Below are 21336 nucleotides of genomic sequence, written 5' to 3'. Positions count from 1 at the left end.
GGCCGGTGGGCGCCGACCCGCACCTGAAGCCGCTCAGGACGATCCGGCGCCGGTGACGGCCCTCGCGGGGGCGCCGATCAGCATGGTCGGCGCCCCCGCGACCCGGGTCAGGAACACGGTCACGGAGTGCGGTCCCTGCGGCTTCGGAAGGGCCTTGCGCCGCAGCTCCTCCGGCTCGACGGCCGACCCGCGCTTCTTCACGGTCAGGATCCCGACCTCCCGCTCCCGCAGCAGCGCCTTCAACTTCTTCACGTTGAAGGGGAGTCGGTCGGTGATCTCGTACGCCGTGGCATACGGGGTCTCGCGCAGCGCGTCCGCGGTGACGTAGGCGATGGTGGGGTCGATCAGCCCGCCGTCGAGCTCCTCGGCCGCCTCGGCCACCAGATGGGCCCGGATGACGGCGCCGTCCGGCTCGTACAAGTACCTCCCCACGGAACGGACTTCGGGGTCGGGGAGCCCCCGGCCGAGCAGGCTCCGCGGTCCCGGCAGCAGCGTGGCCCGGACGGCCCCCGGCGCCGTGCCGAACCACAGCACCGCCTCCTTCACGTCCCCGCCGTCGGAGATCCACTCCGCCTCGGCCTCCGCCGGAACCGCCTCGTGCGGGATGCCGGGCGCGACCTTCAGCGCGGCGTGCGGGGCCTTGAGAGCCGCCCGGACCGCCCACGACAGGGGCGGCGAGTAGGCCTCCGGATCGAAGATGCGGCCACGCCCGCCCCGCCTCGCCGGATCCACGAACACGGCGTCGTACGAGGCCGTGTCGACCTCCGTGACGTCCGCCTCCCGTACGTCGATCAGGCCGGCGAGTCCCAGCGCGTCCGCGTTCGCCCGCGCGGCCGCCGAAGTCAGCGGATCCCGGTCCACCGCGAGGACCCGGATGCCGGCCCGGGCCAGCGCGATCGCGTCCCCGCCGATCCCGCAGCACAGGTCGGCGACGGAGGTGACGCCCAGTGCCCGCAGGCGCTCGGCGCGGTGGGCCGCCACGCTCGCCCGGGTCGACTGCTCGACGCCGTTCGGCGTGAAGAACATCCGCTCCGCGTCCTCGGCCCCGAACTTGGCCGCTGCCCGCTGCCGCAACCGGGCCTGGCCGAGCGCCGCGGAGACGAGTTCTGCGGGATGCCCGCGGCGCAGCCGGGTGGCGACGGCGAGTTCGTCGGCGGGGGCGGTGCCGCGCACTTCGTCGAGGAGGGCACGGCCCTCGGGGGTGAGGAGGGGGGCGAGGTCGTTCACCGGGTCATTGTGGGCCAGTCGGTGGACGGTCCGCTTCCGGCGGCGGTGTCGGCCCAGGTGCGATGCCGTGACCTGCGAGGATCCGGCCTCATGGGAACAGTAGGACAAAAGTATAAAAAGGGTGCGTTGGTGGCGTCGGTGTCCATCCGTGGCGGCCTCGTCCTCCTGGCGGTGGCCGCCCTGGTCTCCGGCTGTGCCGACCCGGCCGGAACCGGCGTACGGCCGCAGCGGCCCCTCAAGGCACCCCCGGCACCCGCCGCCGACCTCCAGGCCGACAAGACCCGTATCCGGGCCGCCCGGCTCCGCGCCGAGCAGACCCGGATCGCCGCCGCCAGGCATTGGGGCCTGAAGGAGGTCCCGCTGACGGCCCCGCCGGCGCCCGTGACCAAGCCCCGCATCACCACCCGCCACGGCTTCGAGGTCGACGGCCACGAGGAGAAGGGGCTGCCGCCGGTCTTCACCACGGTCCCCACCGAGCAGAAGATCGTCTTCCTCACCATCGACGACGGCGCCGAGAAGGACCCCGCGTTCCTTCGGATGATGAGCGAGTTGAAGATCCCGTACACCGCCTTCCTCAGCGACTACCTGGTCAAGGACGACTACGGCTACTTCGCGAGGATGCGGGACGCAGGGGTCGTACTGAACAACCACACGCTCCACCACCCCTACCTGCCCGCGCTGTCGTACGCCCGCCAGCGGCGCGAGATCTGCGGGATGCAGGACGTCATCGAGAAGCGGTTCGGCAAGCGGCCCACGCTCTTCCGCCCGCCCTACGGCAACTACAACGAGGACACCCTGCGCGCGGCCAGGTCCTGCGGCGTCAAGTACGCGCCCATCTGGAACGAAGAGGTCTTCGTCGACCGCTGGGAGTACCGCGAGTGGGACCAGGACATCCACCCCGGCGACATCGTGCTCAGCCACTTCCGGGGGCGGAAGGACTGGAAGGGCACGATGCCCGACATGGTCCGCCGCTTCCTGAACAGGATCACGGCCGAGGGGTACGCGGTGGCCCGCCTCGAGGACTACCTGTGAGAGCGCGGGCACTGGTCGCCGGGGGGCTGGCGGCCGTACTGCTCACCGGCTGTGCCCAGTCCGTCGATCCCATCGAACGGCTGGGCAGGAAGGCGGCGCAGCGGGCGGGGTCGTACGGACCGGACGGACCCGGCGGGGAGAGCAGGGCGGACGGGCGGCCGTACCGCCATTGGGGTCTCCTGGCCCCGCTGAAGGCGCCCCCGCGGGTGGCGGCGCGCGCGGCGGCGCGCCGGGACGGCCTGCCGCCGGTCGTGAGGCGCGTCGGGACGTCCGACAAGGTCGTCTTCCTGACCTACGACGACGGTGCCGAGAGGGATCCGCGGTTCGTCGACATGGTCCGTGAACTGCGGCTGCCGGTCAGCCTGTTCCTCACGGACAGTGTCGTCGGCCCCGGGTACGGCCACTTCGCGCGTCTCCAGTCGGTCGGCGCCGGCATCCAGAACCACACCCTCGACCACCCCGCCCTGCGCGGTCTGCCGTACCCCGGCCAGCGCGCCGAGATCTGCGGCCAGCAGGAGAAGGTGCGGTCCCGCTTCGGGATCCGGCCGCGGCTGCTCCGGCCGCCCTATGGCACGTACGACCGCACGACCCTGCGCGCGGCGGCCGACTGCGGACTCTCGGCCGTGGTGCTGTGGAGCGTGTCGGTGGAGGGTGGCGCGCCGCAGCGGCCGCTGCGGGCGGGTGACATCGTCTCGGTGGCATCGGGGGAGGCCTCGGGACCGACGCTGACGGAACGGACGACGACGGTGCTGCGGGAGATCGAGCGGCGCGGGCTGACGGTGGGACGGCTGGAGGACTATCTGTAGGCGCTCCGGCGGCGTGGCCGGAGACGCGATTGGCACTCCGCTTGACCGAGTGCTAATCACGGTCATAGTCTCGGGTCTGGCACTCCCCCCTGGAGAGTGCCAACACAGCGACGGGCAGGTCCGGCACCCGCGACGACGGATCCACCTGGTCGCCACCTCAGACAGTCAACCCCGTGATCTCCGAAGGGGGAGGTCGGATCGTGACGACCACCAGCTCCAAGGTTGCCATCAAGCCGCTCGAGGACCGCATTGTGGTCCAGCCGCTCGACGCCGAGCAGACCACCGCCTCTGGCCTGGTCATCCCGGACACCGCCAAGGAGAAGCCCCAGGAGGGCGTCGTCCTGGCCGTGGGCCCGGGCCGCTTCGAGAACGGCGAGCGCCTGCCGCTCGACGTCCAGACCGGCGACATCGTGCTGTACAGCAAGTACGGCGGCACCGAGGTGAAGTACAACGGCGAGGAGTACCTCGTCCTCTCGGCTCGCGACGTGCTCGCGATCATCGAGAAGTAATTCACCCCAGCATTTCTTTGAGCTGCGCCCCTGGCCCCCGCGACCACTAACAAGCCGGGCGCCCGGGGCGCAGTCTCTTTTCACCTAGATTTCCGAGAGGGCTCACGCTCCCATGGCGAAGATCCTGAAGTTCGACGAGGACGCCCGTCGCGCCCTCGAGCGCGGCGTCAACAAGCTTGCCGACACGGTCAAGGTGACGATCGGCCCCAAGGGCCGCAACGTCGTCATCGACAAGAAGTTCGGCGCTCCCACCATCACCAACGACGGTGTCACGATCGCCCGTGAGGTCGAGATCGAGGACCCGTACGAGAACCTCGGCGCCCAGCTGGTGAAGGAGGTGGCGACCAAGACCAACGACATCGCGGGTGACGGCACCACCACCGCCACCGTGCTGGCCCAGGCGCTGGTCCGCGAAGGCCTGAAGAACGTCGCCGCGGGTGCCTCCCCGGCCGCCCTGAAGAAGGGCATCGACGCCGCGGTCAAGGCCGTGTCCGAGGAGCTCCTCGCGACCGCCCGCCCGATCGACGAGAAGTCCGACATCGCCGCCGTCGCCGGTCTGTCCGCCCAGGACAGCCAGGTCGGCGAGCTCATCGCCGAGGCGATGGACAAGGTCGGCAAGGACGGTGTCATCACCGTCGAGGAGTCCAACACCTTCGGTCTGGAGCTGGACTTCACCGAGGGCATGGCCTTCGACAAGGGCTACCTGTCGCCCTACATGGTCTCCGACCAGGAGCGTATGGAGGCCGTCCTCGACGACCCGTACATCCTGATCAACCAGGGCAAGATCTCCTCGATCCAGGACCTGCTGCCGCTGCTCGAGAAGGTCATCCAGTCGGGTGCCTCCAAGCCGCTGCTGATCATCGCCGAGGACGTCGACGGCGAGGCCCTGTCGACCCTGGTCGTCAACAAGATCCGCGGCACCTTCAACGCGGTCGCCGTCAAGGCCCCCGGCTTCGGTGACCGCCGCAAGGCGATGCTCCAGGACCTGGCGGTCCTCACCGGCGCCACGGTCATCTCCGAGGAGGTCGGCCTCAAGCTCGACCAGGTCGGCCTGGACGTGCTCGGCACCGCGCGCCGCGTCACCGTCACCAAGGACGACACCACGGTCGTCGACGGTGCCGGCGACTCCTCCGAGGTCGCGGGCCGCGTCGCCCAGATCAAGGCCGAGATCGAGAACACCGACTCCGACTGGGACCGCGAGAAGCTCCAGGAGCGCCTCGCGAAGCTGGCCGGCGGCGTGTGCGTGATCAAGGTCGGCGCCGCCACCGAGGTGGAGCTGAAGGAGAAGAAGCACCGTCTGGAGGACGCCATCTCCGCGACCCGCGCCGCGGTCGAGGAGGGCATCGTCTCCGGTGGTGGCTCCGCTCTGGTCCACGCCGCCAAGGTGCTCGAGGGCGGCCTCGGCAAGACCGGCGACGAGGCCACCGGTGTCGCCGTCGTCCGCAAGGCCGTCGTCGAGCCGCTGCGCTGGATCGCGGAGAACGCCGGCCTCGAGGGCTACGTCATCACCGCCAAGGTCGCCGAGCTCGACAAGGGCCAGGGCTTCAACGCCGCGACCGGTGAGTACGGCGACCTGGTCAAGGCCGGCGTCATCGACCCGGTCAAGGTCACCCGCTCCGCCCTGGAGAACGCCGCCTCCATCGCCTCCCTCCTTCTGACGACCGAGACCCTGGTCGTCGAGAAGAAGGAAGAGGAGGAGCCGGCCGCCGGTGGTCACGGCCACGGCCACTCCCACTGAGCCCAGCGCTCGCAAGGAGGCCCCCGTTCCCTCTGAGGGAACGGGGGCTTTCCCCTTCGCGGGTCACAGGGATCGGGCCGTCATTCGCCGAGCACCCCCAGCTGTTCCATCAGCCCCGCACGGTCGTACTGCCACCAGCCCTCGCAGATCCGCCCGTCCCGGAACCGGTGCCAGGTGGTCCCGGTCATGGTCACGTTCTGCCCGCTCGCCGGGATCCCCACGAACTCGCCGGTGTGCTTGCCGGCCCAGGTCCAGCGGGTGCACACCCGGTCGTCCTGGGCGATCTGGTCGTCCACGCGGAAGGTGAAGGCGAAGGCCCGCCGCCACCCCTCGTACTCCTCGCGCGCGCCCGCGAGCCCCAGATCGTCCGCATTGGCCGGATCGTGGTCCATGTAGTCCTCGGTGAACCGCGTGAACAGCTCCGCGGTCCCGGCCCGCCCGGCCTGCTCGAAGAACTCCCGCGCGACGGCCGGGTTGAGCTGCTCGTCCCGCACCACGTCCAGATCGGTGAAGGTCGGCGCCTCGTCACACAGCGCGAGCATCCCCTGGAAGATCCGCTCCGTCTCCGGCAGCCCGGAATTCCGCATCGCCTCCTCGTACGACGGAAACTCCACGATCTCGACGAAGTGCGACGCGTCGGACCGGTCCTTGCCGACCACCGCATGCGTCGCGGTCCGCTTTCCCTTGGTCTGCTCGACCCACGTGTCCATCAGCCGGTCCATCTCGTCGAAACGGCTGGTCCTGCAGTCGATGAGCTGTACGAACGTCATCTCGCCATCGCCTCCGACCCCCCTGGGTCCGGCTCGAACATCACCATTGTCCGCCCTTGGGCGTCATGTCGGCATGCGCTGGCCGTCACCGGCGAGCGGAGGCGTGGGCGGGCTGCACCCGCGGTGGATCGTGCCGTTCTTCGTCGCGGTGGAACTCGGTGGGCTGTGGCCCATGTCGAACCCCGGGCCGTCCCGTGGATCGGCGAGGCCCTCCGGGCCCCTACTGCGGCCCGTACTTCCGCCCCGTCCTGGACGTGATCCCGCCCAGCAACCCCCGGGGCGCCACCTTCACCAAGCCCATGAGCGCCTTGTAACGCGGGTCCGGGATCGACAGGGTCTTGCCGCGGGACAGGTCGGTGAGGGCCGCGGCGACCAGTTTGTCCGCGTCGAGCCACATCCAGCCGGGGATGTTGTCCGTGCCCATCCCGGCCCGCTCGTGGAACTCGGTCCGCACGAAGCCCGGGCACAGGGCCATCAGACGGACCCCGCTCCCCGCCAGATCCCTCGCCGCGCCCTGCGTGAACTGCACGACCCACGCCTTCGAGGCGCCGTACGTCCCACGAGGCACGAACGCGGCCACCGACGCGACGTTCACGACACCCCCGCGCCCCCGCTCCCGCATCGCCTCCGTCGCCGCCGACGTCAGTCGCAGCACCGCCTCGCAGTGCACCTTGAGCATCTTCAGCTCGTCGGCCATGGAGACGTCGAGATAGCGGCCCTTGTTGCCGAAGCCGGCGTTGTTGACGAGGAGGTCGACGGGGGACCTGCGGTCGGAGAGGCGGGCGGCGACCGCCTCGATGCCGGGGTCCGTGGCGAGGTCGGCGGTGAGGACCTCGGCCTCGATGCCGTGGCGGTCGTGGAGTTCGGTCGCCTGTTCCTGGAGCCGCTTGGTGTCGCGGGCCACCAGCACCAGGTTGTGCCCGTCAGCCGCCAGCCGTCGTGCGAACGCGGCACCGATGCCCGCGGTCGATCCCGTAATCAATGCCGTTGTCATGGCGCAAGGTTAATGACCGGGACGGACAGCGTCCGCTTGCGGAGGACGCTGTCAGGCGCCGTATTTCTCCACATACTCGAGCGCCCACTTCCGCACCTCCGGATGGAGTGCGTCACCCGCCGCCAGCAGCCGTGGCTGGAGCGGCCGTTCGGTGGTCATCGCCCGGAACGCCAGGGCGACCGTCACGTCGTGGTCCGGCCGGTGCACGATCTCGATCGGGTCCCCGGCCCGGATCTCGCCCGGCTGGATCACCCGTAGATACGCCCCGGGCGCGCCCTTCTGCGTGAACCGCTTCACCCACCGCTTCTCGTCCATGTGGCCCTGGAAAGTGCCGCACGGGATGCGCGCGCTCGTGACCTCGAGCACCACCTCGGGGCCGATGCGCCAGCGCTCGCCGATCAGCGCGCCGGAGACGTCGATGCCCCGCGTCGTGAGGTTCTCGCCGAAGGCGCCGTTGGCCGGCGAGCGGCCCAGCTCGCCCTCCCACTCGTCCAGGTCCTCGCGCGCCATCGCGTACACGGCCTGGTCGTCGCCGCCGTGGTGCTGCTTCTTGCACACCGCGTCCCCGGCGAGCCCGCTCCCGCCGATGCCCTTGGGACCGGGCGCGGCCACCCGCACCGGTCCGTCGACCGGTCGCTTGTCGATACCGGTGACGCCCTCCGGGTTGTCCGTGTACGCAACGGCCTTGGCGCGGCCCAGATTCACCGACAGAAGCTCCATGGCGGCACGGTAGGGGACCAGAACCCAAAGACGCCATACATTATTCGGCTCCGTACCAAAGGAGGGCTTATCCTCGAAAGGTGATCGAGGCCCGACATCTCCGTGTTCTGCGTGCCGTCGCCGCGACCGGCTCCTTCTCCGCCGCGGGACGTGAACTGGGCTGCACCCAGCCCGCCGTCAGCCAGCAGATGAAGGCCCTGGAGACGTCCGTGGGCACGCCGTTGCTCATCCGCAGCGGACGCGAGATGCGGCTGACGCAGGCGGGCCAGGCGCTGGTGCGGCACGCCGCCGGGATCCTGGCGGGGCTGACGGCGGCGGAGGAGGAGGTCGCCGCCATCGCCGGCCTGCGGGCCGGGCGCGTCCGGCTCGTCTCCTTCCCCAGCGGCAGTTCCACCCTCGTCCCCACCGCCCTCGCGGCCCTGCGCGCCGCCCACCCCGGCACCCGCGTCTTTCTGGAGGAGGCCGAACCCCCGCAGTCCGTCGGCCTGCTGCGGGAGGGCGACTGCGACATCGCGCTCGCCTTCCGGTACGAGGGGGCCGGCGGCGGGGACGAGTGGGACGACCTCGTCGTGCGGCACCTGCTGACCGACCGGCTCGTCGCCCTCGTACCGGAGCGGCACCGGCTCGCGAGCGCGGGGTCCGTGTCCATCGGGGAGCTCGCCGGGGAGTCGTGGATCGCCGGATGCCCGCGCTGCCGCGGCCAGTTGGTCGAGGTGTGCGAGGGCGCAGGCTTCACGCCCCGCATCGACTTCGCGACCGACGACTACCCGGCGGTCGTCGGCCTGGTGGGCGCGGGCCTCGGCGTCGCCGTCCTGCCCCAGCTCGCGGTCGAGTCCGTACGGCCGCGAGGTGCACGCACGGTGACGCTGGAACCGGCGGTCCGGCGGGAGATCGTCGCGCTCACGCTGCCCGATCTGGCCCAGGTGCCGGCGGTGGCGGCGACGCTGGAGCAACTGGCGCGTGCGGCCGACCGGTAGGCCGAAAAAACAGGGAAGGGCACGCGCGTGCGTGCCCTTCTAGGAGAAACGTTCCTTCAGTTGTTCGATGCACCGCTTCCCACGGACGACGCGGACACCAGCCGGTGCCGCGCCCGCCCCATGAGCTCCTCGCGCTCGTCCTCGGTCAGCCCGCCCCATACGCCGTACGGCTCTCTCACCGCGAGCGCGTGCGCCGCGCACTGCGCGCGCACCGGGCACCTCATGCAGACCTCCTTGGCCGAGTTCTCGCGAGCGCTCCGGGCCGCACCGCGCTCGCCCTCCGGATGGAAGAAAAGCGAGCTGTCCACCCCGCGACAGGCGGCCAGGAGCTGCCAGTCCCACAGGTCCGCGTTCGGTCCGGGAAGGCGGGAGAAATCTGCCATTGCGTGACCCCTTGTAGCCGTTCTGGGCGGATACGGTGTCCACGACCGTACATCTACGATCTAAGGAGATGAAAATATGACTCATTGCGAATCTAGCCTCAGACACCAGGAAATGGGAAGAAAAGGGTCTGAATGGGGCATGGGTTGTGATGAAACGTTGTGGGTCCGCCGTGCATGTCTGCACCGTGTCCGGGCCCTCACGTAGAGTGCCGAAGACAGCGCACAGCCCCGTAACTCTTTCGGGTGACCGTCGTTGAGAGTGCGGAGGCGGTTGAAAACACAAGCGCTCGGACAGGCGTCCGAGTCGGTCGACCGCACAGGTGACGATTTCGTACCAGCCTGGAGGCTCAAGGTGACGTGCATCAGCTGCGGAGGACGGCCATGACATCCGTCCTCGTCTGCGACGACTCCCCGCTTGCCCGAGAGGCGCTCCGCCGCGCGGTCGCGACCGTGCCCGGCGTCGAGCGCGTGACGACCGCGGCCAACGGCGAGGAAGTCCTCCGCCGCTGGGGCGCGGACCGTTCGGACCTGATTCTGATGGACGTACGCATGCCCGGTCTGGGCGGCGTCGAGACCGTGCGGCGGCTGCTGTCCGCGGACCCCGGTGCGCGCATCATCATGCTCACCGTCGCGGAGGACCTCGACGGGGTCGCTCTCGCGGTGGCCGCGGGCGCCCGGGGCTACCTCCACAAGGACGCCTCCCGCGCGGAGTTGCGCGCCACGGTGACGCAGGCGCTCGCCGACCCGACCTGGCGGCTCGCCCCGCGTCGGCTGCGGTCGGCGGAGATGGGTGCGGCGCCCACTCTCACCGCGCGTGAGATCCAGGTGCTCGAAGGCATGAGTCACGGTCGCTCCAATGCGGAGATCGGGCGTGAGCTTTTTCTCTCCGAGGACACCGTCAAGACACACGCCCGGCGGCTGTTCAAGAAGCTCGGGGCTTCGGACCGGGCGCACGCCGTGGCGCTCGGATTCCGGTGGGGCCTGGTTCGCTAGGAACTCGGTCGGATCGGTCGTCGTATTGGTGCGGGCCCGTTGTGGCTGGTCGCGCCCACGCGGCGGGAGCCGCAGATCGGTGCCGCCCCGCGCCCCTGACGGGGCGCGGACGAGCGGCCCCTTCAATGCCCCGCTGCTTGTTTCGTGGCGGATGCCGCATCCTTGGAGATGTGGAGTCTCTCGGGGACGAGTCGGTCGAGCGGAAGGGGAGGGCGCAGGGTATGGGTTCCGGCGCACCTGCTCATAACGCTTCGGTGCACAACAACCAGCGCGATGCCACGGATCCAACGACGCCAGGGCACCATGGACCGATGCGCGACGACGAGGCGGCTCATCCCCATGGGGCGATCGGTGCGCTCGTCCACAGTGCCGTGGAGGGAGACGAGCAGGCCACGCACGACCTGCTCGCCCATGTCCACCCGCTGGCCCTGCGCTACTGCCGCACCCGGTTGTCCCGTCTCCCGGGTGACGCCAGGCACTTCGTGGAGGATCTCGCGCAGGAGGTCTGCGTAGCCGTCCTCCTCGCCCTGCCGCGCTATCGCGACACCGGCCGCCCCTTCGAGGCGTTCGTCTTCGCCATCGCCGCGCACAAGGTCGCCGACCTGCAGCGCGCGGCCATGCGCCACCCCGGTTCGACGGCGGTTCCCTCCGACGAGATGCCGGAGCGGCCCGACGACTCGCTCGGCCCCGAGGAGCGGGCGCTGCTCAGCAGCGACGCCGAATGGGCCAAGAAACTGCTGGCCAACCTCCCCGAGAACCAGCGCGAACTGCTGCTGCTGCGGATCGCCGTGGGGTTGACGGCGGAGGAGACGGGCCAGATGTTGGGAATGTCACCCGGTGCGGTCCGTGTGGCGCAGCACCGGGCGCTGAGCAGGTTGCGAGCGCTGGCCGAGCAGTAGGGCGCGCTCCTGAACGGGCGGCGCGCCGTTTCCGTACGAACATACGAAGCCCGGAGCGGGTCCGAACCGTGGAATCCGTGGAATTTGCCACCCTTGCTTCCCGTTAGCATGGACATCCGCACCGATCAAGGCCATTTGGGGAAGGTGTCATGACTGCAAACGTCGACGGAGTGCCCGACAAATTCGCGACGCTCGGGCTGACCTACGACGACGTGCTGCTGCTGCCGGGAGCGTCCGCGGTGCTCCCGAACGCGGTCGACACCTCGTCCCGCATCTCCCGCAACGTCCGGGTCAACATCCCGCTGCTCTCGGCGGCCATGGACAAGGTGACCGAGTCCCGCATGGCCATCGCGATGGCCCGCCTCGGTGGCGTCGGGGTGCTGCACCGCAACCTCTCCGTCGAGGACCAGGTCAACCAGGTCGACCTGGTGAAGCGGTCCGAGTCCGGCATGGTCACCGACCCGATCACCGTGCACCCGGAGGCGACCCTCGCCGACGCCGACGCCCTGTGCGCCAAGTTCCGCATCAGCGGTGTCCCGGTCACCGACCCGGCCGGCAAGCTCCTCGGCATCGTCACCAACCGTGACATGGCCTTCGAGTCGGACCGCAGCCGCCAGGTGCGCGAGGTCATGACGCCGATGCCGCTGGTCACCGGCCAGGTCGGCATCTCCGGCACCGACGCCATGGACCTGCTGCGCAAGCACAAGATCGAGAAGCTGCCGCTCGTCGACGACTCCGGTGTCCTCAAGGGCCTGATCACCGTCAAGGACTTCGTCAAGGCGGAGAAGTACCCCAACGCCGCCAAGGACTCCGAAGGCCGCCTCCTCGTCGGCGCCGCCGTCGGCGCCAGCCCCGAGGCCCTGGAGCGCGCCCAGGCGCTCGCCGAGGCCGGTGTGGACTTCCTGGTCGTGGACACCTCGCACGGCCACAACAGCAACGCCCTCAGCTGGATGGCGAAGATCAAGTCGAGCGTCGGCGTCGACGTGATCGGCGGCAACGTCGCCACGCGTGACGGCGCCCAGGCGCTGATCGACGCCGGTGTCGACGGCATCAAGGTCGGTGTCGGACCGGGCTCCATCTGCACCACGCGCGTGGTCGCCGGCATCGGCGTCCCGCAGGTCACCGCCATCTACGAGGCCTCCCTCGCCGCCCGCCCCGCGGGCATCCCGCTCATCGGCGACGGCGGCCTGCAGTACTCCGGCGACATTGGCAAGGCGCTCGCCGCCGGCGCCGACACCGTGATGCTGGGCTCGCTGCTCGCGGGCTGCGAGGAGTCGCCCGGCGAACTGCAGTTCATCAACGGCAAGCAGTTCAAGTCGTACCGCGGCATGGGCTCGCTCGGTGCCATGCAGTCCCGGGGCCAGGGCAAGTCGTACTCGAAGGACCGCTACTTCCAGGCCGAGGTCGCCGCCGACGACAAGCTCGTGCCCGAGGGCATCGAGGGCCAGGTGCCCTACCGCGGCCCGCTGTCCAGCGTCCTGCACCAGCTCGTCGGCGGGCTGCGTCAGACCATGGGCTACGTGGGCGCGGCCACCATCGACGAGATGGAGTCCAAGGGCCGCTTCGTGCGGATCACCTCGGCGGGCCTCAAGGAGAGCCACCCGCACGACATCCAGATGACGGTCGAGGCGCCGAACTACAGCCGTAAGTAGTCGCCACGCGCGCGTGAGGGCGGTCCCGGAGCATCCGGGGCCGCCCTTGTCGTACCCGTCGGCGATACTGGAAGACGCTGAACGCATCAGGGAAAGGCCACACATCGTGACTGAGATCGAGATCGGGCGCGGCAAGCGCGGCCGCCGGGCGTACGCATTCGACGACATCGCCGTTGTCCCCAGCCGTCGTACGCGCGACCCGAAGGAGGTCTCGATCGCCTGGCAGATCGACGCCTACCGCTTCGAGCTGCCCTTCCTGGCCGCCCCCATGGACTCGGTCGTCTCCCCGGCCACCGCGATCCGCATAGGAGAACTCGGCGGCCTCGGCGTCCTGAACCTCGAAGGCCTCTGGACCCGGTACGAGGACCCGCAGCCGCTGCTCGACGAGATCGCCGAGCTGGACGTGGAGGCCGCGACCCGGCGCCTGCAGGAGATTTACTCCGCCCCCATCAAGGAGGAGCTGATCGGCGCGCGCATCAAGGAGGTGCGCGACTCGGGTGTGGTCACCGCGGCCGCGCTCTCCCCGCAGCGCACGGCGCAGTTCTCCAAGGCAGTGGTGGACGCGGGCGTGGACATCTTCGTCATCCGCGGCACGACGGTCTCGGCGGAGCACGTCTCCGGTTCGCACGAGCCGCTGAACCTGAAGCAGTTCATCTACGAGCTCGACGTCCCGGTGATCGTCGGCGGCTGCGCCACGTACACCGCCGCCCTGCACCTGATGCGCACCGGCGCGGCGGGCGTCCTGGTCGGCTTCGGCGGCGGCGCCGCGCACACCACGCGGAACGTACTGGGCATCCAGGTCCCGATGGCGACGGCCGTGGCCGACGTGGCCGCCGCCCGCCGGGACTACATGGACGAGTCCGGCGGCCGGTACGTGCACGTCATCGCGGACGGTGGTGTGGGCTGGTCCGGCGACCTGCCCAAGGCGATCGCCTGTGGCGCGGACGCCGTGATGATGGGTTCCCCGCTGGCCCGTGCCACGGACGCGCCCGGCCGCGGCCACCACTGGGGCATGGAGGCCGTCAACGAGGAGCTGCCGCGCGGTAAGAAGGTCGACCTCGGCACGGTCGGCACGATCGAGGAGGTGCTGGCGGGCCCGTCGCACATCCCGGACGGCTCGATGAACTTCTTCGGTGCGCTGCGGCGGGCCATGGCCACGACCGGGTACAGCGAGCTGAAGGAGTTCCAGCGGGTCGAGGTCACGGTGGCCGACTCGCAGCACAAGCGGTAGGGCCTACGGCGGGAAGGGGGCCGGTCACCTGGTGGTGACCGGCCCCCTTTCGTGTGCCCGGGGCTTTGCGAGGCGGGCGGCGCGTGGGGTGGTGCGGGGGCGCGCAGGTTCCTGGAGCGCCCCCTTCCAAGGATTTGGTTCCGGACCCCGCTCCTCGGGGCCCGGCCCGATTTCCGACGGACCGTCCACCGGGCTACTGGGCGGTGTCGTGGAAGGGGGCGTCCATGGGACGTCACCGCAAGCCCACTCGCTGGGACCGACTCCGTCTCCGGATGGTGAAGTGCCGGAGGAGGTGGATCTTGCGGATTTTCGGATGGCGAGCGGCCGCCCCCAGGAGAACTAGGGGCGGACACTCCGTGAACCATCAGGAGCCTGCCGCAGTGCCCTCTGCGGTGGGCTCCACCTTGTTGGTGTGATGGTGAGCGGCCGCCCCCACGAAACCTAGGGGCGGACACTCCGTGAACCATCCACGAGTCTGCCGCAGTGGCCTCTACGGCCGACCCCACCTGTCTCCGTAAGGTACCCGCGCCCCGCCCCGCATGCCACCGGCTCCGGAGCCGGGTCCACCCGTGCGCCCCCCTTCACAACCGATGCGCCGCCCCCGTAGGCGTGGCCCCCCGTGTGTCCAGCAGCAGCTGGGCCTTCACCGACAGGCCTTGCAGGTCGTACGTCCGGTGCTGCTGGAGCAGGATCGTCAGGTCCGCGTCGGCCGCCGCCTCGTAGAGGGAGTCCGCGCGCGGGACCGGGCGGTCCAGGACGCTCCAGGACGGGATGTGGGGGTCGTGGTAGCTGACGGCGGCGCCGAGTTCCATCAGGCGTACGGCGACCTCCTGGGCGGGGGTGCCCTGCTGGTCGGCGAGGTCGGGCTTGTAGGTGACGCCCAGCAGGAGGACGCGGGCACCCCGCGCGGACTTGCCGTGCTCGTTGAGGAGAGCGGCGGCGCGCTGGACGACGTAACGGGGCATCTGGTCGTTGACCTGCCGGGCGAGTTCGACCATGCGCAGGGTGCGGCCGCCGCCGAGGCTGCCGCCGGTCAGGTCGCGGGGGACCGCGTGACCGCCGACGCCCGGGCCGGGGCGGAAGGCCTGGAAGCCGAACGGCTTGGTCTCCGCGCAGCGGATGACGTCCCAGAGGTCGACGCCGAGGTCGTGGCAGAGGACGGCCATCTCGTTGACGAGGGCGATGTTGACGTGCCGGAAGTTGGTCTCCAGGAGCTGGACCGTCTCCGCCTCCCGCGGGCCACGCGCGCGTACCACCTTGTCGGTGAGGCGCGAGTAGAAGGCGGCGGCCGACTCCGTGCACGCGGGCGTGAGGCCGCCGATCACCTTGGGGGTGTTGGCGGGCGTGAAGTCGCGGTTGCCTGGGTCGACGCGGCTGGGGGAGTAGGCGAGGTGGAAGTCGCGGCCCGCGCGCAGACCCGAGCCCTTCTCCAGGAGCGGGCGCAGGAACTCCTCGGTGGTGCCCGGGGGCACGGGGGACTCCAGGATGACGGTGGTGTGCGGGCGCAGGTGTGTGCTCAGCGTGCGGGCGGCCCCCTCCACCTGGCTCAGGTCCAGGCCGCCGTCCGGGGCCGGTGGGGTCGGTGCGCAGATGACCGCCGTACGGACACGGCCGAGCTCGGCCGGCCCCGCGGCCGTCCGGAAGCCCCCCGAGAGCATCCGGCGCAGTTCTGCGGGGCTGAGGGAGCCGGCCTCGGGGCCGGTGCGGTAGCCGAGGGTGGAGATGCCGGCGGCGACAGCGGCCTGGGCCAGGGGCAGTCCGTAGGGGCCGAGGCCGATCACGGCGAGATCTGCGGGCATGGCGTGGGCCGTCCTTCCCAGTAACCGAAGCGGGACAGGTGCGCAAGCCCTGTGGACTGGACGAGCGAGCGCAATGTCAGACTAGGAGTAAATATGACCGAAATACGCCATTGATTCCGTGTGTCTTCCTGCAGGGTTGTGAGCCCGAGTGGCCTTCGGGGTACGCGGCGGTGAAAGTTATCCACAGGCTGAGGGCGACTGGTGGCCGAAGTCGGGCAAGCCGGTCAGACTTTGGGCACGGGCGGGTACGTGTGAGACCAGCGCGATCGACAGCGGGAGGCAGTGGTGAGGACAGCGACACTGGGGCCGGCACAGCGTGCCGAGTCACTCGCATCAATGGCCGAGCGCGAACTGGACATCCTGGTGGTGGGAGCCGGCGTGGTCGGTGCGGGTACCGCGCTCGACGCGGTGACCCGGGGCCTGTCCGTGGGGCTGGTCGAGGCGCGTGACTGGGCGTCGGGCACCTCCAGCCGCTCCAGCAAGCTGATCCACGGCGGTCTGCGCTATCTGGAGATGCTCGACTTCGCCCTCGTCCGCGAGGCGTTGAAGGAGCGCGGACTGCTCCTCAAGCGGCTCGCCCCGCATCTCGTGAAGCCCGTGGCCTTCCTGTACCCCTTGCAGCACAAGGGCTGGGAGCGCCTGTACGCCGGCTCGGGCGTCGCGCTCTACGACGCCATGTCGATGGCCCGCGGGCACGGCCGGGGTCTGCCCGCGCATCGGCACCTGAGCCACCGTCACGCCCTGCGCGTGGCACCCGCCTTGAGGAAGGACGCGCTGGTCGGGGCGCTTCAGTACTACGACGCCCAGATGGACGACGCCCGCTTCGTCGCCACCCTCGTGCGCACGGCGACCGCCTACGGCGCCAAGACCGCCAACCGCGCCCGGGTGACCGGGTTCCTGCGCGAGGGCGAGCGTGTGGTGGGGGCCCGGGTGCAGGACGTCGAGGCGGGCGGGGAGTACGAGATCCGCGCCAAGCAGGTGGTCAACGCGACTGGGGTGTGGACCGACGACACCCAGGCGATGGTCGGCGAGCGGGGACAGTTCCACGTCCGCGCCTCCAAGGGCATCCACCTCGTCGTGCCCAAGGACCGCATCCACTCCTCGACCGGGCTGATCCTGCGCACCGAGAAGTCCGTGCTGTTCGTCATCCCCTGGGGCCGGCACTGGATCATCGGCACCACCGACACCGACTGGGACCTGGACAAGGCCCACCCGGCCGCCTCCAGCGCGGACATCGACTACCTGCTGGAGCACGTGAACTCGGTACTCGCGGTGCCCCTGACCCGGGACGACGTCCAGGGCGTGTACGCCGGCCTCAGGCCCCTGCTCGCCGGGGAGTCGGACGCCACCAGCAAACTCTCGCGCGAGCACACCGTGGCGCATCCGGTGCCGGGACTCGTCGTGGTGGCGGGCGGCAAGTACACGACCTACCGGGTCATGGCCAAGGACGCCGTCGACGAGGCGGTGCACGGACTCGACACCCGGGTCGCCGAATGCGTCACGGAGGACGTGCCGCTGCTGGGCGCCGAGGGCTACCGGGCGCTGTGGAACGCGCGGGCGCGGATCGCGGCGCGCACCGGGCTCCATGTCGTCCGCGTGGAGCATCTGCTGAATCGGTACGGCGCCCTTGCCGAGGAGGTCCTCGACCTCATCGCCTCGGACGCCACGCTGGGCGAGCCGCTTCAGGCCGCCGACGACTATCTGCGCGCCGAGGTCGTCTACGCCGCCTCGCACGAGGGCGCGCGGCACCTGGACGACGTGCTGACCCGGCGCACCCGGATCTCCATCGAGACCTTCGACCGGGGTGTGCGCTCCGCCCGCGAGGCCGCCGAGCTGATGGCGCCGGTGCTCGGCTGGGACAAGGACCAGATCGAGCGCGAGGTCGAGCACTACGAGAAGCGGGTGGAGGCGGAGCGCGAGTCGCAGCGGCAGCCGGACGACCTGACCGCGGACGCGGCGCGGTTGGGGGCGCCGGACATCGCGCCGCTCTGAAGCCCGGGTGAGTTCGGCTGCGGCTCGACCGAGTGTCACTGCTCCGCGCATCACTCGAACGAGTGTCGTGAGCCGGGATCTTCGTTCGGAACCCGGTCGTTCTACGAGGTGCGGGGGCAGAACTCGGCGGCGAGCAGGGCCGGTTCGAGGTCGGGGTCTGCCATCGACGTCGTGTTCACGCGGAAGGTGAGGACGCGACGGCCGCCGACCGTGGCTGCGGTGCGCACGTAGCTGCCGGTGATGCGGCCGTTGTGCCCCCACACCGTCGTGCCGCACGGCAGCTTCACCGGGAACAGCCCCATGCCGTACAGGCCGTGTGCGGTGCGGGTGTCCGTCATCTCGTGCAGCCAGTGCGGGGACAGCAGCCGTCCGCCGAGCAGCGCCGCGTAGAAGCGGTCCAGATCGGCGAGGGTGCTCACCAGCTCGCCCGCGGCCCCGGCCACCCGCGGGTCGAGCGCGGTGATGTCGGACCCGTCGGCGGTGTAGGCACGGCCGTGCGGAGAGGGGAGAGACGTGCGCGAACCAGGAAAGGAGGTGCCGGTCAGGCGCAGCGGGGCGATGATCCGCCGGTCGGCCTCGACCGCGTAGGAGTCGCCGGTGACCTGACGGATCACCATGCCGAGCAGGACGTAGTTGGTGTTCGAGTAGGAGTAGCGGCCGGGGTCGGCCGGAGGGTGGGTGAGGGCGATACGGACGGCTTGGACAGGAGTGAGGGGGATCAGGCCCCGGGTGTCCGCGGTGAAGTCGTTCAGGCCGCTGGTGTGGGTGAGCAGGGCGCGCAGGGTCAGCGCGCGGCCGTCGTTGCCCGCTCCGCGCACCAGGCCGGGCAGGTGCCGTTCCACGGTGTCGGACAGCTTCAGCCGGTGCTCCGCCGCCAGTTGGAGGACGACCGTCGCGATGAAGGTCTTGGTGATGCTGCCGGCGCGGAAGTGGTCGGAGCGGGCGATTCCCGGGCCCGCCTCGGCGTAACGGTTCCCGCTCTGCTCCCGGGCCAGGAGCGCCGCGGCGGGAGCGCCGCCCCGCGCGACCAGCAGCGGGAGCGTCGCGTCCGTGGGCGGGGCCGAGGGTGCGGAGGAGGCCGCCGGGGCCAGGGCGAGCAGCGCCAGGGACACAGGAACGACCAGTAGTGTCCGAAGCGGCGGCATGGCGGGTCCTTCCTTGTCGGAGCCATCATGCAGGGTCGCGGTACAGGGGCTGCACCCGGTCCAGGCCGGAGGGGTGCCGGAGGCCGGGTGGCAGCTGGGCGCCGACGGGTGCGACCGGTGTGCGGGGCCGGTGCGGCGGAGGAGGCCCTGAGGAGCTGTGGGCCGAGGGGTGCCGTGGGCCGACGGGGCCTCTGTGCCGTCATCGCCGGGCCGTGCCGCGGGCGAGGTGGAGCCAGGGGCACCCTGGGCGTCGGGCACTTGTCGGGTGAGGGACAATGGAGGCTCTGTCAGGGCGGGTTCATGAGGGGACGCATGTCGGACGCGGAGCGGGCGGGAGCATCCCGGCAGGACGAGAACGGCCGTCTCCTCGCCGGACGGTACCGGCTGGGAGGAGTTCTCGGCCGCGGAGGCATGGGCACGGTGTGGCGTGCCGAGGACGAGACCCTGGGCAGGACGGTGGCCGTCAAGGAACTGCGGTTCCCGTCCAGCATCGACGAGGACGAGAAGCGCCGGCTGATCACGCGCACGCTGCGTGAGGCCAAGGCGATCGCGCGGATCCGCAACACCAGCGCGGTGACCGTGTACGACGTGGTCGACGAGGACGACCGGCCCTGGATCGTGATGGAGCTCGTCGAGGGCAAGTCGCTCGCCGAGGTCATCCGGGAGGACGGCCTGCTGGAGCCGAAGCGTGCGGCGGAGGTGGGCCTCGCGATACTCGACGTGCTCAGGTCCGCGCACCGCGAGGGCATTCTGCACCGGGACGTGAAGCCGTCCAACGTGCTGATCTCCGAGGACGGCCGGGTCGTGCTCACCGACTTCGGCATCGCCCAGGTCGAGGGCGACCCGTCCATCACCTCCACCGGCATGCTCGTCGGCGCCCCCTCCTACATCTCCCCGGAGCGGGCCCGTGGGCACAAGCCGGGGCCCGCGGCCGACCTGTGGTCGCTCGGCGGGCTGCTGTACGCAGCGGTCGAGGGCGCCCCGCCGTACGACAAGGGGTCCGCGATCGCGACGCTCACGGCGGTGATGACCGAACCGCTGGAGGAGCCGAAGAACGCCGGACCGCTCAAGGACGTCATCTACGGCCTGCTCACCAAGGACCCCGCCCAGCGGCTCGACGACGGCCGTGCCCGGACCATGCTCACCGCGGTGATCCACGCGCCCGAGCAGAAGCCGGCCGAGCCGGAGCCCGCGGCGGACGCGACCCGGGTGGTGCCGTTGCCGGCGCAGCCGGAGGAGCGTGCGGGCGGGGAGGGGCTGCGCGGAGCACTGCGTTCCGTGCGCAAGGCCGCCGGGGCCGCGGCGACGTCCGCGGCCGCGACGCGTACCAAGTCCGGGAGCGGTACTGCGGGTTCGGGTGGCGGAAAGGTGCCGGCCCAGGCTTCCGAGGCTGCGTCGGCGGCTCCGGCTGCCTCGGCGGCTCCCGCTGCCTCGACCTCTCCGGCCCCCTCGGCTCCTGCCGCGTCGCAGGAGAAGGGCGCGAAGGGCGCGGCGAGTGCGCCGTCCGAGTCGGCTGTGACGTCGGCATCGAGTGCGGCGGCGGGGGTCCGGGACGGGAAGACACAGCAGGCCAACGCGGTCTCGGACGGGCGGAGTTCGGGGTGGCCCGTGATGACGCCACCGCCGGACATGGCGCCGAGGCCGGTGCCCAGGGCGCCGCTGACCGATGTGGTGCCGCGGCGGACCCTGGTGATCATCGCGGTGGTCGTGGCACTCGCGGTCATCGGTACCGTGCTGGCCCTCACGCTCGGCGGGGACGACAGCGACGGGGCGAAGGGCGGCGGCTCCAAGGTGACGGCGGGCGCGAGCGCCAGTGCCGACACCAAGGAGGACGAGAGCGGGGGCACCCGGACCGACGGGGCCACCACCGGGTCCGCCTCGCCCGAGGGCGGTGCGGGTGCCGGGAACACGCCGAGTACCGAGGAGAGCGGCCAGAGTTCGGAAGGGTCCTCCGGTTCGGGGGGTTCCGCCGGCGACGGCGCGGTGGCCTCGACGCACAAGGGGAGCCAGGGGTACTCGATCGGGCTGCCCGAGGGGTGGAAGTTCCAGACCAGCAGTTCCGCGGGCGACCGGTTCGCCGGGCCCGACGGGCAGAAGCTGCTCGTCGCCTGGACCACCACGCCCAAGGGCGACCCGGTGGCGGACTGGGAGAACCAGGAGCGGAGCATGCGCCGCTCTCAGTACACCAAGATCCGAATAGAGCAGGTGAACTACCGGGGCTGGAACACGGCCGACTGGGAGTTCACCTATGTGGACAGCGGGACGAAGTACCGGACGATAGACCGTGGATTCGTCGTGAACGACCATCTCGGATATGCGTTGATGTACACCGCGAAAGCCGCGAACTGGGGCACTGAGCTGCGCAAGGACACATGGCAGACGCTCGCTCGCACCTTCGAACCGAAGTCGTGACGCGCTGTGCGGTAAACGGTCATGTGTTTGGGCCCTGAGATCTGGAATCCCCTCTTT

General features: G+C 70.7%; 18 protein-coding genes. 11 read left to right on the top strand and 7 right to left on the bottom strand.

The genetic code is table 11. The features are described 5' to 3' along the window. Window positions 1–33 precede the first annotated feature (33 nt). The gene (locus M2157_RS19695; RefSeq protein WP_280865847.1) at window positions 34–1227 is read right to left on the bottom strand and encodes a class I SAM-dependent methyltransferase; all 1194 of its coding nucleotides are present in this window, start codon (window positions 1225–1227) and stop codon (window positions 34–36) included. Between the two features lie 138 nt (window positions 1228–1365). Between M2157_RS19695 and M2157_RS19690 the strand changes: the two genes are divergently transcribed. The 4 genes from M2157_RS19690 to groL all read left to right on the top strand — a co-directional run bounded on the left by M2157_RS19690 (window position 1366) and on the right by groL (window position 5312). Beyond that, entirely contained in the window at window positions 1366–2259 is an 894-nt protein-coding gene (locus tag M2157_RS19690) for a polysaccharide deacetylase family protein (RefSeq protein ID WP_280868244.1), read from the top strand. Further along, the gene (locus M2157_RS19685) at window positions 2256–3065 is read left to right on the top strand and encodes a polysaccharide deacetylase family protein (protein ID WP_280865846.1); all 810 of its coding nucleotides are present in this window, start codon (window positions 2256–2258) and stop codon (window positions 3063–3065) included. Before M2157_RS19690 ends, M2157_RS19685 begins: the two co-directional genes overlap by 4 nt. 200 nt (window positions 3066–3265) lie before the next feature. Then, complete coding sequence (groES, locus tag M2157_RS19680; protein ID WP_028807844.1) at window positions 3266–3574, top strand: co-chaperone GroES; 309 nt, start codon at window positions 3266–3268, stop codon at window positions 3572–3574. A 112-nt stretch (window positions 3575–3686) separates the two neighbouring features. Continuing rightward, window positions 3687–5312, top strand: coding sequence for a chaperonin GroEL (gene groL / locus M2157_RS19675; protein ID WP_057607862.1), 1626 nt, complete (start codon window positions 3687–3689; stop codon window positions 5310–5312). Window positions 5313–5392: 80 nt separating this feature from the next. Here the strand turns inward: groL and M2157_RS19670 are convergent, their stop codons facing one another. The 3 genes from M2157_RS19670 to M2157_RS19660 all read right to left on the bottom strand — a co-directional run bounded on the left by M2157_RS19670 (window position 5393) and on the right by M2157_RS19660 (window position 7796). Further along, window positions 5393–6082, bottom strand: a complete 690-nt coding sequence (locus M2157_RS19670; RefSeq protein WP_280863064.1) for an ester cyclase — start codon at window positions 6080–6082, stop codon at window positions 5393–5395. 220 nt (window positions 6083–6302) lie between these two features. Further along, on the bottom strand, window positions 6303–7076 hold the full coding sequence (locus M2157_RS19665) for an SDR family oxidoreductase (protein WP_280863063.1): 774 nt from the start codon (window positions 7074–7076) through the stop codon (window positions 6303–6305). A 51-nt stretch (window positions 7077–7127) separates the two neighbouring features. Continuing rightward, a complete protein-coding gene (locus tag M2157_RS19660; RefSeq protein WP_280863062.1) occupies window positions 7128–7796 on the bottom strand; it encodes an MOSC domain-containing protein in 669 nt (222 codons plus the stop codon). Between the two features lie 80 nt (window positions 7797–7876). Here M2157_RS19660 and M2157_RS19655 point away from each other — a divergent pair, with 80 nt between their 5' ends. Beyond that, window positions 7877–8773, top strand: a complete 897-nt coding sequence (locus M2157_RS19655; protein ID WP_280863061.1) for a LysR family transcriptional regulator — start codon at window positions 7877–7879, stop codon at window positions 8771–8773. Window positions 8774–8829: 56 nt separating this feature from the next. On the opposite strand, the gene M2157_RS19650 is transcribed toward M2157_RS19655, so the two are convergent. Then, complete coding sequence (locus M2157_RS19650) at window positions 8830–9156, bottom strand: WhiB family transcriptional regulator (RefSeq protein ID WP_007384136.1); 327 nt, start codon at window positions 9154–9156, stop codon at window positions 8830–8832. A 381-nt stretch (window positions 9157–9537) separates the two neighbouring features. On the opposite strand from M2157_RS19650, the gene M2157_RS19645 reads away from it, so the two are divergent. The 4 genes from M2157_RS19645 to M2157_RS19630 all read left to right on the top strand — a co-directional run bounded on the left by M2157_RS19645 (window position 9538) and on the right by M2157_RS19630 (window position 13931). After that, a complete protein-coding gene (locus tag M2157_RS19645; protein ID WP_003948568.1) occupies window positions 9538–10149 on the top strand; it encodes a response regulator transcription factor in 612 nt (203 codons plus the stop codon). 311 nt (window positions 10150–10460) lie between these two features. Next, on the top strand, window positions 10461–11048 hold the full coding sequence (locus M2157_RS19640; RefSeq protein WP_007384137.1) for a sigma-70 family RNA polymerase sigma factor: 588 nt from the start codon (window positions 10461–10463) through the stop codon (window positions 11046–11048). Window positions 11049–11197: 149 nt separating this feature from the next. After that, a complete protein-coding gene (gene guaB, locus M2157_RS19635) occupies window positions 11198–12700 on the top strand; it encodes an IMP dehydrogenase (protein ID WP_280863060.1) in 1503 nt (500 codons plus the stop codon). Between the two features lie 106 nt (window positions 12701–12806). Next, complete coding sequence (locus M2157_RS19630) at window positions 12807–13931, top strand: GuaB3 family IMP dehydrogenase-related protein (protein ID WP_057607856.1); 1125 nt, start codon at window positions 12807–12809, stop codon at window positions 13929–13931. Window positions 13932–14512: 581 nt separating this feature from the next. Here the strand turns inward: M2157_RS19630 and M2157_RS19625 are convergent. After that, complete coding sequence (locus tag M2157_RS19625) at window positions 14513–15730, bottom strand: nucleotide sugar dehydrogenase (RefSeq protein ID WP_266521226.1); 1218 nt, start codon at window positions 15728–15730, stop codon at window positions 14513–14515. Between the two features lie 285 nt (window positions 15731–16015). Between M2157_RS19625 and M2157_RS19620 the strand changes: the two genes are divergently transcribed. Continuing rightward, the gene (locus M2157_RS19620; RefSeq protein WP_280863058.1) at window positions 16016–17722 is read left to right on the top strand and encodes a glycerol-3-phosphate dehydrogenase/oxidase; all 1707 of its coding nucleotides are present in this window, start codon (window positions 16016–16018) and stop codon (window positions 17720–17722) included. A 101-nt stretch (window positions 17723–17823) separates the two neighbouring features. On the opposite strand, the gene M2157_RS19615 is transcribed toward M2157_RS19620, so the two are convergent. Next, the gene (locus M2157_RS19615; RefSeq protein ID WP_280865845.1) at window positions 17824–18867 is read right to left on the bottom strand and encodes a serine hydrolase domain-containing protein; all 1044 of its coding nucleotides are present in this window, start codon (window positions 18865–18867) and stop codon (window positions 17824–17826) included. Window positions 18868–19179: 312 nt separating this feature from the next. On the opposite strand from M2157_RS19615, the gene M2157_RS19610 reads away from it, so the two are divergent. Next, on the top strand, window positions 19180–21279 hold the full coding sequence (locus tag M2157_RS19610) for a serine/threonine-protein kinase (RefSeq protein ID WP_280865844.1): 2100 nt from the start codon (window positions 19180–19182) through the stop codon (window positions 21277–21279). The last annotated feature ends 57 nt before the right edge of the window (window positions 21280–21336 follow it).

This window comes from Streptomyces sp. SAI-127, assembly GCF_029894425.1.
Classification (GTDB): Bacteria; Actinomycetota; Actinomycetes; order Streptomycetales; family Streptomycetaceae; genus Streptomyces.
Note: the sequence above shows the minus strand (reverse complement) of the source record. Positions and strands in the feature narration are given on the sequence as shown.